Origin of the sequence: Pseudomonas sp. Xaverov 83, assembly GCF_019352905.1 — a bacterium.
Classification (GTDB): Bacteria; Pseudomonadota; Gammaproteobacteria; order Pseudomonadales; family Pseudomonadaceae; genus Aquipseudomonas; species Aquipseudomonas yamanorum.
In genome coordinates this window covers 40,604-54,573 of record NZ_JAAAFU010000074.1, presented here as the reverse complement: position 1 = coordinate 54,573, position 13,970 = coordinate 40,604, and the positions used below count along the sequence as shown (strand labels likewise).

Sequence of the window (13,970 nt, the reverse complement as noted above, 5' to 3'; positions counted from 1 at the left end):
TATGTAATTTACTTTGGTTGTTTGTGGCAAAAGGGTGGAATTGAGTTAATTAGTAAGGGTTAAGGCCTAAAGATACTCTCGTTAAGTCCTGGCTTACTGCCTGAGTCCATGGGATAGCACACATATAGTGGGTAAAACCTTACGCTATTAAGGGGTAGGGCCGGCTCGCGTGATCAGAATAAGCGTAGAGGAATACTGCAGTTTTTGTGCGCAATCGCTAGAATGGCGGCCTTTGTGAAGTTCTGGAGTTTCCCCCTAATGCGCACTTTTCGGCTGGTGATTGCTTGCCCGGACCGGGTTGGCATCGTTGCCAAGGTCAGTAACTTTCTGGCTTCCCATAACGGCTGGATCACCGAAGCGAGCCATCACTCGGACAATCTCAGCGGCTGGTTCTTCATGCGTCACGAAATTCGTGCCGATACGCTGCCCTTTGGTCTAGAGGCATTTCGCGAGGCATTTGCGCCGATCGCTGAAGAGTTCTCGATGACCTGGCGCATCACCGACACGGAACAGAAAAAGCACGTGGTCCTGATGGCCAGCCGTGAGTCCCACTGCCTGGCAGACTTGCTGCACCGCTGGCACAGCGACGAACTGGACTGCGAAATCTCCTGCGTGATTTCCAATCACGACGACCTGCGCAGCATGGTCGAGTGGCACGGCATCCCTTACTACCATGTCCCGGTCAACCCGCAGGACAAGGAGCCGGCTTTCGCCGAGGTCTCGCGCCTGGTCAAGCAGCACGACGCAGACGTCGTGGTGCTGGCGCGCTACATGCAGATCCTGCCGCCGGAACTGTGCAGTGAGTACGCCGGCAAGGTGATCAACATTCACCACAGTTTCCTGCCGTCGTTTGTAGGCGCAAAGCCGTATCACCAGGCATCCCTGCGCGGTGTAAAGCTGATCGGCGCTACGTGCCACTACGTCACCGAAGAGTTGGATGCAGGTCCGATCATCGAGCAGGACGTGGTGCGCGTCAGCCATAGCGACAGCATCGAAGACATGGTCCGTTTTGGCCGTGACGTCGAGAAGATGGTGCTGGCCCGCGGCCTGCGCTATCACCTGGAAGACCGGGTGCTGGTGCACGGCAACAAGACCGTCGTGTTCTGATTGAAGTGTTCTGATTGAAGAATGAAGGGCCTGGGCGTTAAATCGCTGCAGGCCCTTTTTTTTGCCTCGGGAGAGGATTGGAGAATGAGCGATCCACTTGATAAAGCCACGTCCAAAGCCCCTGCGACGCTGGGAGAGGGTTGTTTGAGTCGATATGACCCGGATGACTTGAGCAGTGAAGACGGCACCGAGTTTCCAGGCGCCGCCGAGTTGTGGGAACAACTGCAGGACACGTCCAAATCGCCGGAAGAAAAGGCGTCAGCCCATGCACAAGGCCGCCACTGACGCCGTTGAATCAGATCCGGAAACTGCCCACCAGTTGTTTCAAGCGCGCTGCCTGCTGTTCCAGGTCGGAACAGGCGCGCAACGTCGATTGCAGGTTCTCCACACCTTCCTGATTGAGGGTGTTGATCTCGGTGATGTCCATGTTGATCGACTCCACCACCGAGGTCTGTTCCTCGGTAGCGGTGGCCACCGACTGGTTCATCCCGTCAATCTCGCCGATGCGCTGGGTCACGCTGTTCAGGCGCTCGCCGGCCAGGTTGGCGATTTCCACGCTGTCCTGGCTGTGACGCTGGCTTTCACTCATGGTGCTGACCGAATCCCGCGCGCCCACTTGCAGCTCCTCGATCATCTTCTGCACTTGCTGCGCCGATTCCTGGGTACGGTGTGCCAGGTTACGCACTTCATCGGCCACCACGGCGAACCCGCGACCGGCTTCCCCGGCCCGTGCGGCTTCAATCGCCGCGTTGAGGGCCAGCAGGTTGGTTTGCTGGGAAATGCTGGTGATCACTTCCAGAATCTGCCCGATGTTCACCGTCTTGTTGTTAAGCGCTTCGATATTGGTACTGGAGGCGCTGATCATCTGCGACAACTGGTTCATCGCCTTGATATTGCGCTCCACCACCTGCTGCCCGTCTTCGGCCAGTTGTCGGGCATCGCTGGCCTGGTTGGAGGCCTGTGCGGCGTTGCGGGCGATTTCCTGGGCGGCGGCCCCCAGTTCGTTGATGGCGGCCGCTACGCTGTTGGTGCGGTTGGCCTGCTCGTCGGAATTAACCATCGAGGAGTTGGAGGCGCTGACCACCCGCAGGGCCACTTCATTGACGTGCTCGGTGGCCGAGGATACCTCGCGAATCGAGGTGTGAATCCGCTCCACGAAGCGATTGAACGCGGTACCGAGCACGCCGAATTCGTCGTGGTTCTGGATGGTCAGGCGGCGGGTCAGGTCGCCCTCGCCGTCGGCGATGTCTTCCATGGCGCGGGTCATGATGTGCAATGGCTGCAGGAGGATGCGGATCAGCATGCCCAGCAGGGCGATGATGATGACCACCGCGATGATCGTGGCAATGATCGCCGAGGTGCGGAATTCACTGAGCATGGCGAAGGATTTGTCTTTATCCACCGACAGGCCGAGGTACCAGTTCACCGAGGGCAGGCCCTTGATCGGGGTAAAGGTGACGATGCGGGTTTTGCCGTCGACTTCGACTTCACTGAAATCGCTGCTGATCTTCGGGGTGTTTTTTGGATAGACGTCAGCCAAGGCTTTCATCACCAGGCTTTTGTCCGGGTGCACCAGCACTTTGCCGTCGGCGCTGACCAGGAAGGCATACCCCATGCCGCCGAAGTTCAGGGCTCCGATGTTGTCCACCAGGGTTTGCAGGCTCAGGTCGCCGCCCACCACGCCAACACTCTGCCCGGCTTTGCTGCTGGGGGTGGCAATGGAGATGATCAACTGACCGGTGGCCGCGTCAATGTAGGGTTCGGTCAGGGTTGAGCCGTTGCTGGCCTGTGCGCCCTTGTACCAGGGGCGTACACGCGGGTCGAAACCGTCGGGCATCTTGGTGTCGGGGCGGATCACGAAACCGCCTTTGCTGTCGCCCAGGTAGGTGGCCATGAACGAAGACGTCAGGGCTTTCTGTTCCAGGAGGCTCGCGACGTTAGTTGAATCCGGGTTGATGGCGATGTTCTGCGCGGCGCTTTCGATCAGCACAATGCGCCCGGTGAGCCAGGTCTGGATATTGCTGGCGGTGACGTCGCCCATCTCATGCAGGTAGTTGTTCAGATCGTCGCGAATCGCATTACGCTGCAAGTAGTCGTTGTAAAGGGTAAACAACGCAAAGGCGGCAATGACGATAAGAGCGGCGGCAAGCAGGATTTTATGGCTGAAACGCAGATTTTTATTCATGGCTTGTGGGGTCCGCTATGGTCTTAATATCCGATGCACGTCCTTTTGGGGCGCGCAAAATGGCTGCGTCAAAAAAAGTGTGATATTTCCATCTGCTCCTGCAGGAATTATCCGGCCCGTTTTTTCTAAGACTTCTTGGGTCTCTCGCTTTAACTGTATCGACCACGCCGTGCTAAAGATTAACCATGGGTGACAAAATGCCTGACTCCTCGCAACTCATTATTGGTGCAGATCTTCAAGGTCAGCCGATCGCCCAGTCGATGCGCCTGGCCAACCGCCACGGCCTGATCGCGGGTGCTACCGGTACCGGCAAGACCGTCACGTTGCAGCGCCTGGCGGAAGCCTTCAGCGATGCCGGTGTCGCGGTGTTTGCCGCCGACATCAAGGGCGACCTGTGTGGCCTGGGCGCCGCGGCCAACCCTCAGGGCAAGGTTGCCGAGCGGATTGCCGGCATGCCTTTCCTTAATTACACGCCCAAGGCGTATCCGGTGACGTTGTGGGATATCCACGGCCAGTCCGGTCATCCGCTGCGTACCACCATGAGTGAAATGGGCCCGCTGTTGCTCGGCAGCCTGTTGGAACTCACCGACAGTCAACAATCAGCGCTTTATGCGGCCTTTAAGGTGGCCGACCGCGAAGGTCTGTTACTGCTGGACCTCAAGGACCTCAAGGCGCTGCTCAATCATTTGCGCTACCACCCGGAATTGCTGGGGGAAGACGCGGCCTTGATGACCACCGGTTCCAGCCAGGCGCTATTGCGGCGCCTGGCAGTGCTGGAACAGCAGGGTGCCGAAGCGTTGTTCGGCGAGCCGGCGTTGCAACTGGAAGATATCCTGCAGCCCGCCAGTGACGGGCGCGGTCGTATTCATTTGTTGGACGCCAGCCGGCTGGTGCATGAGGCACCGAAGGTGTACGCGACCTTCCTGCTCTGGCTGTTGGCCGAACTGTTTGAGCAACTACCGGAGCGCGGTGATGCCGACAAGCCGCTGCTGGCGCTGTTTTTCGATGAGGCGCATCTGTTATTCGCCGATACTCCAAAAGCCCTGCAGGATCGCCTGGAACAAGTGGTGCGGCTGATTCGTTCGAAAGGGGTCGGTGTGTATTTCGTCACCCAGTCTCCGGGAGACCTGCCGGACACGGTACTGGCGCAACTAGGCTTGCGCATCCAGCACGGCCTGCGGGCATTCACCACCAAAGAGCAGAAATCCCTGCGAGCCGTGGCCGATGGCTTCCGCCCTAACCCGGCGTTTGATGCGCTGGCGGTGCTGACCGAATTGGGAACGGGTGAGGCGCTGGTGGGAACCTTGCAGGAAAAGGGGACGCCTGAGGTAGTCCAGCGCGTACTGGTGGCGCCGCCGCAATCGCGGATCGGGCCGTTGAGCGAAGCCGAGCGGGCGGCGTTGATTGCCAGTTCGCCGTTGCTGGGGCGCTATGACAAGCCGATTGATCGAGAGTCGGCGTACGAAGTGTTGATGGCCCGCAAGGACCTGGGGCCGCAGGAGGAGGCGGCGCCCGCTGCTGAAGAACCGAGTTTTACCGACAAGGCCGGCGCGTTCCTGGGGACTACGGCAGGCAAGGCACTGAAGTCGGCGATGCAACAGGCGGCCAATCAGATGGGCCGGCAATTGGTGCGCGGGTTACTCGGGTCGTTGTTGGGTGGCAGCAAGCGTAAATAACGATGCGATCAAATGTGGGAACGGGCTTGCTCGCGAAAGCGGTGGATCAGTCAATATATGCAGTGACTGACACGCCGCCTTCGCGAGCAAGCCCGCTCCCACATTTGGTTATGCGCCAGGTCTCAGGTTTTGGGTTTGGCGTGAGCGGCCAGCCGCTCCAGTGCCGCGCGTAAATTCGGATCGGTAATCCCGTCGGCCGTGGCCTGAATGGTTTCGGCTGCGATTTCCGACAAATCCATCGTATGCCCCACTGCACCTTGCGGTACGGTCGGCGGTTGTACTTTGAACTGGATGCGCGTCAGGCTGGCGAATTCATCGAAGGCCATCAATTGGCGCTGCAACCGTTTTTGCTGATAGCGCAGGCGCGTCGCCCAATGGCCATCGGTGACGATCAGCAGCAGATTGCCTTCACGCCACGAAGCCACATGGCAGTGTTCGCGGGCGGCGGGTTGCAGTTGGCTTTCTACCAGGCGTTGCAGATGACCAAGGCGTTGCGCATGGCCGAAGATGGCTTTTAAAGGCTTGGCTTCGCGAAGCAACACGGCGGGAGCTCGAGCCGTAAGAGGGCGAAATGCCATGACTAGACACCTTAAGTAACAGAGCGGCCATGGTAGCAGAAAGCGTCTGCACCGCTGCGGCCATTGCATTACCGGCAGTTTATCCATTAAATCAATGAGTAACTTATTGCCTGAATGGGTTGAAGTTCAGCAAAAAGCCCTTATTTTAAACAAGCCCTCTAAGAGCGCCGTGCCAGCATCGTGGAATAACGCCACTTTCCTCACCCACGTTTCCGGGTAGAATGCTCGTTCGCATGCGGCCGTGAGGGCTGCTCGGGCGACTCACGGGGCGCCCTCCATCCCTATGTGTGGAAGAACCTGCCGATATGTTTGCGCCTTTGTTAAAGAAACTTTTTGGAAGCAAGAATGAGCGCGAAGTCAAACGCATGCTCAAGACGGTGCAGCTGGTCAATGCCTTCGAAGAGCAGATGGTTGCCCTTTCGGACGAGCAATTGCGCGCCAAGACCGAAGAGTTCAAGGCCCGCATAGCCAAAGGTGAAACCCTCGACAAGCTGCTTCCCGAAGCCTTTGCGGTCGCCCGTGAAGCCGGTAAGCGTGTCATGGGCATGCGCCACTTCGACGTTCAGTTGATCGGCGGCATGACCTTGCATGAAGGCATGATTGCCGAAATGCGTACCGGTGAAGGCAAGACCCTGGTGGCAACCCTGGGCGTTTACCTCAACGCATTGTCCGGCAAGGGCGTGCACGTTGTGACGGTGAACGACTACCTGGCTCGCCGGGACGCCAACTGGATGCGTCCGCTGTATGAATTCCTCGGCCTGACGGTCGGCGTTGTCACGCCGTTCCAGCCGCCGGAAGAGAAGCGCGCCGCCTACGCTGCCGACATCACCTACGGTACCAACAACGAATTCGGTTTCGACTACCTGCGCGACAACATGGCGTTCAGCATGGAAGAAAAATTCCAGCGCGAACTCAATTTTGCCGTGATCGACGAAGTCGACTCCATCCTGATCGACGAAGCCCGTACCCCGCTGATCATCTCCGGTCAGGCCGAGGACAGCTCGCGTCTGTATACCGAAATCAACAAGCTGATCCCGCGCCTTGAGCAACATATCGAGGAAGTGGAAGGCGTGGTGACCAAAGAAGGTCACTTCACCATCGACGAAAAGACCCGCCAGGTCGAACTCAACGAAGCCGGTCACCAGTTCGTCGAAGACATGCTCACCCAGATCGGCCTGCTGGCCGAAGGCGAGAGCCTGTACTCGGCGCACAACCTGGGCCTGTTGACCCACGTGTATGCCGGCCTGCGCGCTCACAAGCTGTTCCATCGCAACGTTGAATACATCGTGCAGGACGGCCAGGTCGTACTGGTCGACGAACACACCGGTCGTACCATGCCGGGTCGCCGTTTGTCGGAAGGCCTGCACCAGGCGATCGAAGCCAAGGAAGCCCTGAACATTCAGGCTGAAAGCCAGACCCTGGCCTCCACCACCTTCCAGAACTACTTCCGTCTGTACAACAAACTGTCCGGCATGACCGGTACAGCCGACACCGAAGCGTTCGAATTCCACCAGATCTACGGTCTGTCGGTGATGGTTATCCCACCGAACAAGCCACTGGCGCGTAAAGACTTCAACGACCTGGTGTTCCTGACCGCCGACGAGAAATACGCTGCAATCGTCGCCGACATCAAGGAATGCATGGCCCAGGGCCGTCCGGTGCTGGTGGGTACTGCCACCATCGAAACTTCCGAGCACATGTCCAGCTTGCTGGCCAAGGAAGGCATCGAGCACAAGGTCCTCAACGCCAAGTTCCACGAAAAAGAAGCCGAGATCATTGCCCAGGCCGGTCGCCCGGGGGCACTGACCATCGCCACCAACATGGCCGGTCGTGGTACCGACATCCTGTTGGGCGGTAACTGGGAAGTGGAAGTTGCCTCCCTGGACAACCCGACCCCTGAGCAGATCGCGCAGATCAAGGCTGACTGGCAGAAGCGTCACCAGCAAGTGCTGGAGTCCGGTGGCTTGCAGGTGATCGCGTCCGAGCGTCACGAATCGCGTCGTATCGACAACCAGTTGCGTGGTCGTGCCGGTCGTCAGGGTGACGCCGGTTCCAGCCGTTTCTACCTGTCCCTGGAAGACAGCCTGATGCGTATCTTCGCCTCGGACCGGGTGAAGAACTTCATGAAAGCCCTGGGCATGCAGTCCGGTGAAGCGATTGAACACCGCATGGTGACCAACGCCATCGAGAAGGCACAGCGCAAGGTAGAAGGCCGCAACTTCGACATTCGTAAGCAACTGCTCGAGTTCGATGACGTCAACAACGAACAGCGTAAAGTGATTTATCACATGCGTAACAGTTTGTTGGCCGCCACCAACATCGGCGAGACCATTGCCGATTTCCGCCAGGACGTGCTGAACGCCACCGTCAGCGCACACATTCCGCCACAGTCCCTGCCTGAGCAGTGGGATGTTGCCGGTCTGGAAGCCGCGTTGAAGAGCGACTTCGGTGTCGACTTGCCGGTCCAGCAATGGCTCGACGAAGACGACCACTTGTACGAAGAAACCCTGCGCGAGAAGCTCATGACCGAGCTGCTGGCCGCGTACAACGAAAAAGAAGAGCAGGCGAGTGCCGAAGCACTGCGCACCTTCGAGAAGCAAATCGTACTGCGCGTGCTGGACGACCTGTGGAAAGACCACCTGTCGACCATGGACCACCTGCGTCACGGCATCCACCTGCGTGGCTACGCCCAGAAGAACCCGAAGCAGGAGTACAAGCGCGAGTCGTTCACGCTGTTCTCCGAGCTGCTGGATTCGATCAAGCGCGATTCGATTCGTGTGCTGTCCCACGTTCAGGTGCGTCGCGAAGACCCGATCGAGGAAGAAGCCCGCCTGCGTCAGGAAGCCGAGGCACTGGCTGCGCGGATGCAGTTCCAGCACGACGAAGCGCCTGGCCTAGAGGCTCCGGAAGTGTTGGGTGAAGAGGTCGATGTGGCCCTGGCTCAAGCTCCGGTGCGCAATGAGCAGAAGCTGGGTCGCAATGAACTGTGCTGGTGCGGTTCGGGCAAGAAGTTCAAACACTGCCACGGCGAAATCAACTAAGATTTTCGCCTGACGCTGCAACACCCCGCGCCGCGACCGGCATCAGCCGTCGCGGCGTTTTGCCATTTTGTCACCGTCGAGAATGACGGGTCACACATCCACTATTTTTAGGAGCGCATTCATGGCTGTTGGTCTTGGTCCTTTGCCCACGTTGCACCCGGTTGCCGGTTTTGAACTCGGTATTGCTTCGGCCGGCATCAAACGCCCGGGGCGCAAGGATGTGGTGGTGATGCGCTGTGCCGAAGGCTCGACCGTCGCGGGTGTGTTCACCCTGAACGCGTTCTGCGCGGCTCCGGTGATTTTGGCCAAGCAGCGGGTTGAAGGCCCGGTGCGTTACCTGCTGACCAACACTGGCAATGCCAACGCCGGCACCGGCGAACCTGGCTTGGCCGCTGCTGCTCGCACCTGCGCCAAGCTGGCAGAGCTGACTGGAGTTGATGCCAACCAGGTGCTGCCGTACTCCACCGGTGTGATCGGTGAGCCGTTGCCGGTCGAGAAAATCGAAGGCGCGTTGCAAGCCGCACTGGATGACTTGTCGGTGGATAACTGGGCGGCCGCGGCCACCGGCATCATGACCACTGACACCCTGCCCAAAGGCGCGAGCCGCCAGTTTGTGCACGAAGGCGTCACCGTGACCGTCACCGGCATCAGCAAAGGTGCTGGCATGATTCGCCCGAACATGGCGACCATGCTCGGCTATATCGCCACCGACGCCAAAGTCTCTCGCGATGTGCTGCAAAACCTGATGCTCGACGGCGCCAACAAGTCGTTCAACCGCATCACCATCGACGGCGATACCTCGACCAACGACTGCTGCATGTTGATCGCCACCGGCCAGGCCGACCTGCCGGAAATCACCTCGTCCAACGGCGCGTATTTCGCAGCCTTGAAGCAGGCGGTGTTCGAAGTGTGCATGGACGTGGCCCAGGCCATCGTGCGTGATGGCGAAGGCGCCACCAAGTTTGTGACGGTTGAAGTCAACGGCGGCGGCAACCATCAGGAATGTCTGGACGTCGGCTACACCGTGGCCCACTCGCCGCTGATCAAGACTGCACTGTTTGCCTCCGACCCGAACTGGGGCCGTATCCTGGCCGCTGTGGGGCGTGCCGGTGTGCCGAACCTGGACGTGAGCAAGATCGATGTGTTCCTCGGCGAGGTGTGCATCGCCAGCCGTGGCGCCCGGGCCGAGACGTACACCGAAGCCCAGGGTTCTGCGGTGATGCAGCAGGAAGAAATCACCATCCGTATCGAATTGGGCCGCGGTGAGTGCAGCGAAACCATCTGGACCACCGACCTGTCCCACGAGTACGTGAAGATCAACGCGGAATACCGCACCTGATACCAGGCAGGTCTTCAAACCGATTCAGAGGAAATAGTGCGGTGAAACGAGTTCATGTAGCAGCAGCGGTCATCCGGGGTGTCGACGGCAGGATTCTGCTGGCGCGCCGCGCCGATACCCAGCATCAGGGCGGGCTCTGGGAGTTTCCCGGGGGCAAGGTGGAGGCCGATGAGTCGGTCGCTACCGCGCTGTCCCGTGAATTGCAGGAAGAGTTGGGTATTCAGGTTACGGCGGCTCGTCCGTTGATCAAGGTGCAGCATGATTACCCCGACAAGCAGGTGTTGCTGGATGTCTGGGAAGTCTCGGCCTTTACCGGCGAACCTCACGGTGCCGAAGGGCAACCCCTTGAGTGGGTGGCCCAACGGGACCTGCCTAACTATGAGTTTCCGGCGGCCAACGCACCGATCGTAGCGGCAGCGCGTTTGCCGGCTGAATACCTGATCACTCCGGGTGAGCTGGAAACGCCGACCCTGCTGCGCGGGATTCAAAAGGCCATCGCTGGCGGCATCAAGCTGGTTCAGTTGCGTGCTCCCAACGGTTACGACCCCAAGTACCGCGACCTGGCGGTGGACGCCGTGGGCCTGTGTGCGGGCAAGGCTCAGCTTATGCTGAAAGGGCCGTTTGAATGGCTGGGGGATTTTCCCGCAGCCGGCTGGCACATGACCTCGGCGCAACTGCGCAAATACGCGAGCAAGGGACGTCCTTTGCCGAAGGATCGCTGGTTGGCGGCGTCTTGCCACAATGCTGAAGAACTGGCGTTGGCGGAGTTGATGGACGTGGATTTCGTCACCCTGTCTCCGGTTCAGCCGACCCAGACTCACCCGGATGCCCAGCCATTGGGTTGGGCGCAGGCGCAGCAGTTGATCAGTGGTTTCAGCAAACCGGTGTTCTTGCTGGGTGGGGTGGGTCCTGCAGAGCGGGAAAAGGCCTGGGAAGCCGGTGCGCAAGGCGTGGCGGGGATTCGGGCGTTCTGGCCTGAGGTGTAAGGACCAGGCCGATGAGCTTGTTGTGGCGAGGGAGCAAGCTCCCTCGCCACAAATCTCAATCAGTCAGTAAGCATTAGTGTGGCTTTGCCGCCGCCTGCCACAAAATCTCCGCAACGCCCTGACGCTTGGCGATCACCCTGGCTGCCACAAACAGCAAGTCCGATAGGCGGTTGATATACGCCAACCCCACGCCTTCCAGCGGTTCCACCGCATTCAGGTGCTGACACCGACGCTCCGCACTGCGGGCCAGGCTGCGGCACACATGAGCCTGGGCAATCAACGCCGATCCCCCCGGCAGAATGAAGTTCTCCAGCGGCCCGACTTCTTCATTCCAGCGATCGATCGCCGCTTCAAGCCGGTCGACTTCCGCCGCATTCAGCGCCTTGTACACCGGCATCGCCAACTCGCCGCCCAGATCAAACAGCCGATGCTGGCAAGGCGTCAACACCTCGATCACATCCTTCAATGCCGGATGCTGTCCGCTCTGTTCCTCAAGACCCGCCAACAACAAACCCAGCTGGCTGTTCAGCGCATCGACTTCGCCAATCGCCTCAACCCGTGGATGGTCCTTGGGCACGCGGCGGCCATCGCCCAGGCCGGTTTCGCCCTTGTCGCCGGTACGGGTGTAAATCTTCGACAGGCGAAAGCCCATGGTTAGCGCTCCAGTTGAGTGAGTTCGTTGGAGGGCAATTGGCTGCCCGCCAAAGGTAATCGCAGGGTGAAGCAGGTGCCTTGGCCGAGGGTCGATTGGACTTCCATCTGGCCCTTGTGATTGTTGGTGATGATGAAGTACGAAACCGACAGGCCAAGCCCGGTGCCCTGGCCGATCTCCTTGGTGGTGAAGAACGGCTCAAACGTGCGTTTGCGCACGTTCTCGCTCATGCCGATGCCGTTGTCTTCCACCTGGATCTCCGCCCACGGCGGGTTGAGCCGGGTACGCAGGATGATACGCCCGGGCTCGCTGTCATTTTCACGCTGGTGAATCGCCTGTGCGGCGTTTTTCAGCAGGTTGAGCAGTACCTGCTCCAGTTCGTTGGCGGTGCCGGGCACCGGGCCCAGTTGTGGGTCGAACTGGCGGATGATCGCCTGGCCCTTGAAGTCGAAACCGACGATGAGGTCGAAGTCGTTGCCGGCAATTTCTACGGCCTGGTCGATCAAGGCCGGCAGGTCGCAGGGCGCCATCTGGCGGTTGCTGCGGCGGCTGAAGCTGAGCATGTGGGTGACGATTTTTGCCGCCCGGGCTCCGGCCTGCTGGATGCCATCGAGCAATTGCGGCACTTCGCGGCTTTGCAGGTAGCGGTTGACCATGTCCAGGTCGATGCCCACCTGTTCGGCATGCTCAAGGTTTTTTGGCAGTTCGTTGGACAGGCGGCGGCGGATGTTCTGCACGTTATGCAGGATCGCCCCCAGCGGGTTGTTGATTTCGTGGGCCATGCCGGCGGCGAGGCCGCCGACTGAGAGCATCTTCTCTGACTGCACCATCATCTCTTCCAGGGACAGGCGCTGGGTGATGTCGTCGATCCGGATCACTACGCCACGCCCGGCGCCGCCCATCAGCGGGTAGAAGGTCAGGGCGTAGTGCTTGGGCTCGTCATCCTTGACCCAGGTCACCCGCTCGATCCGCTCCACGGTGTGTTGCTCCACCGTGGCCTTGATTTGCGGCAAAAAGGGTTTGAGCGGTTGGAAGGCAAGGAAGATTGGCTGGTTCAACGCCTCATCCAGACGGGTGCCGGAAAGCGCGCTGGCTTCCTGGTTCCATTGGGTGACGTAGAGCTGTTCATCCAGGGCAATCAGCGCCGAGGGCATCGAGTCGATGATGCTGTTGAGGTAGTTCTGGAAACCGGTGAGTTTTTTCTCGATCTTGCTGCGCACCTGGACTTCCAGTTCCAGCTTGCGGTTGGTGTGGCGGGTTTCTTCCGCCAGGCCCTGGGCCTGATCGTAGGCGGCCTGGGAATCGTCCCGCGCGCGCTTGAGTTGTTGCTCGCGGGCTTCGATGCGCGAAAGCATGGTGTTGAAGGCTTCGGCCAGGCTGCCGATTTCGTCATGGTTGCCGCGACCGGCGCGCAAGGCGTAGTTCTCTTCCCGGGTGACCTGACGCGACAGTTCTTCCAGTTCATGGATCGGCCGGGTAATCAGGCGCTTGATCTGTCGGGCAATCACCAGCCACAGCAGCACACTGAAAATTAGGATGCCCAGGCTGGCGGTGAAGGTCCCGGTGTAAAAGGCCACCGGCAGTTCGCTGCTGGCCACCAGCAGCAAATGCCCGGACGGTTGGCCGGCACGGGGAAGGGTGATCACCTGATTGCTGCGAAACTCGGTGGCGCGCCAGATTTCGATCTCATTGTAATTGGCTGGCAGGTGCAGGCGATTGGCATGTTGCAGTTGGGCCAGGCGCGTACCTTCACCGTCATATAAGGCCGCGGCCCGCAAGGGTGAATAGCTGGTCAGTTCATCCAGCAGGTTTTGCGCCTTGAGTGGAGAGTCCAGGGCCTGGGCAGCCAGCGACGGGTTCGACACCAGTCGACCGATGGCCTGCAAGGCCTGGGGCGCCATGCTTTCCTGGGAGATCCAGTAGGCGGCGCTGATAAAGGTCAGGTTGGCCACCAGCAAGACGGTGGTCAACAAGACCAGCAGGGCCGCCAGCAGTTTTTGCCCAACCGGTAGATTTTCGAGACGCTGGCGCAGTGGCATCAAGGTTTTCGCTGCAAAGGAACAAGCAGGCAGGGTAGCGCGTGCTTCAGTCGCTGGGCAATCCGCGTGCAGACAGTTGCTGTACCAGGCGGACCTGAAGTTGTTGCAGGTGCGGCAAGGTCAGTTGGTGACGTGCGGCCGCCTGGCAGGCATAGCCCAGCAAGTAGCTGATTTCGGTGCGCCGGGCATTGGCCACGTCCTGGTACATCGATGAGTAATTGGCCGCCGTGGCCTGGATCACCCGCTCCACTTCGCTCTGCAAATCCTGCGCGGCGGCGGGTTGGCCGCAGCATTCCAGCAGTTCGGCGAGTTCGGCGCACAGGGTGGCCACTTCGCACTGATGGGCTTGCAGTTCCCCATTGCGGCA

At 59.7% G+C, this 13,970-nt stretch carries 11 protein-coding genes and 1 pseudogene; 6 read left to right on the top strand and 6 right to left on the bottom strand.

What is annotated here, in order from left to right; translation table 11 throughout:
- Positions 1–258: 258 nt before the first annotated feature.
- Complete coding sequence (gene purU, locus K0H47_RS21110; RefSeq protein ID WP_219273557.1) at positions 259–1,107, top strand: formyltetrahydrofolate deformylase; 849 nt, start codon at positions 259–261, stop codon at positions 1,105–1,107.
- A gap of 84 nt (positions 1,108–1,191) precedes the next feature.
- Entirely contained in the window at positions 1,192–1,392 is a 201-nt protein-coding gene (locus tag K0H47_RS21105) for a hypothetical protein (protein WP_177071287.1), read from the top strand.
- A gap of 10 nt (positions 1,393–1,402) precedes the next feature.
- On the opposite strand, the gene K0H47_RS31485 is transcribed toward K0H47_RS21105, so the two are convergent.
- Positions 1,403–2,167, bottom strand: a complete 765-nt coding sequence (locus K0H47_RS31485; RefSeq protein ID WP_373568943.1) for a methyl-accepting chemotaxis protein — start codon at positions 2,165–2,167, stop codon at positions 1,403–1,405.
- A gap of 93 nt (positions 2,168–2,260) precedes the next feature.
- A pseudogene (locus tag K0H47_RS31480) lies at positions 2,261–3,292 on the bottom strand (cache domain-containing protein); the annotation flags it as partial.
- A 197-nt stretch (positions 3,293–3,489) separates the two neighbouring features.
- On the opposite strand from K0H47_RS31480, the gene K0H47_RS21095 reads away from it, so the two are divergent.
- A complete protein-coding gene (locus K0H47_RS21095) occupies positions 3,490–4,968 on the top strand; it encodes a helicase HerA-like domain-containing protein (protein ID WP_093210185.1) in 1,479 nt (492 codons plus the stop codon).
- A 122-nt stretch (positions 4,969–5,090) separates the two neighbouring features.
- On the opposite strand, the gene K0H47_RS21090 is transcribed toward K0H47_RS21095, so the two are convergent.
- The gene (locus K0H47_RS21090) at positions 5,091–5,546 is read right to left on the bottom strand and encodes a DUF721 domain-containing protein (RefSeq protein WP_008432358.1); all 456 of its coding nucleotides are present in this window, start codon (positions 5,544–5,546) and stop codon (positions 5,091–5,093) included.
- A gap of 305 nt (positions 5,547–5,851) precedes the next feature.
- Between K0H47_RS21090 and secA the strand changes: the two genes are divergently transcribed.
- The 3 genes from secA to K0H47_RS21075 all read left to right on the top strand — a co-directional run bounded on the left by secA (position 5,852) and on the right by K0H47_RS21075 (position 10,912).
- Entirely contained in the window at positions 5,852–8,587 is a 2,736-nt protein-coding gene (gene secA / locus K0H47_RS21085) for a preprotein translocase subunit SecA (RefSeq protein WP_003209775.1), read from the top strand.
- Between the two features lie 121 nt (positions 8,588–8,708).
- Positions 8,709–9,926 carry a bifunctional glutamate N-acetyltransferase/amino-acid acetyltransferase ArgJ gene (gene argJ, locus K0H47_RS21080; protein ID WP_063027595.1) on the top strand — a complete coding sequence of 406 codons (1,218 nt, stop codon included), beginning with the start codon at positions 8,709–8,711 and terminating at the stop codon, positions 9,924–9,926.
- 41 nt (positions 9,927–9,967) lie between these two features.
- Positions 9,968–10,912 carry a Nudix family hydrolase gene (locus K0H47_RS21075; protein WP_063027597.1) on the top strand — a complete coding sequence of 315 codons (945 nt, stop codon included), beginning with the start codon at positions 9,968–9,970 and terminating at the stop codon, positions 10,910–10,912.
- A gap of 73 nt (positions 10,913–10,985) precedes the next feature.
- Here the strand turns inward: K0H47_RS21075 and K0H47_RS21070 are convergent, their stop codons facing one another.
- The 3 genes from K0H47_RS21070 to K0H47_RS21060 form a co-directional block, all read right to left on the bottom strand.
- Entirely contained in the window at positions 10,986–11,564 is a 579-nt protein-coding gene (locus K0H47_RS21070) for a cob(I)yrinic acid a,c-diamide adenosyltransferase (protein ID WP_063027599.1), read from the bottom strand.
- Positions 11,565–11,566: 2 nt separating this feature from the next.
- Positions 11,567–13,603: an ATP-binding protein gene (locus K0H47_RS21065; RefSeq protein WP_219273556.1), complete on the bottom strand. Its 2,037-nt coding sequence runs from the start codon at positions 13,601–13,603 to the stop codon at positions 11,567–11,569.
- A 46-nt stretch (positions 13,604–13,649) separates the two neighbouring features.
- The coding region (locus K0H47_RS21060; RefSeq protein WP_307877332.1) for a ketopantoate reductase C-terminal domain-containing protein at positions 13,650–13,970 on the bottom strand (321 nt) is incomplete at its 5' end.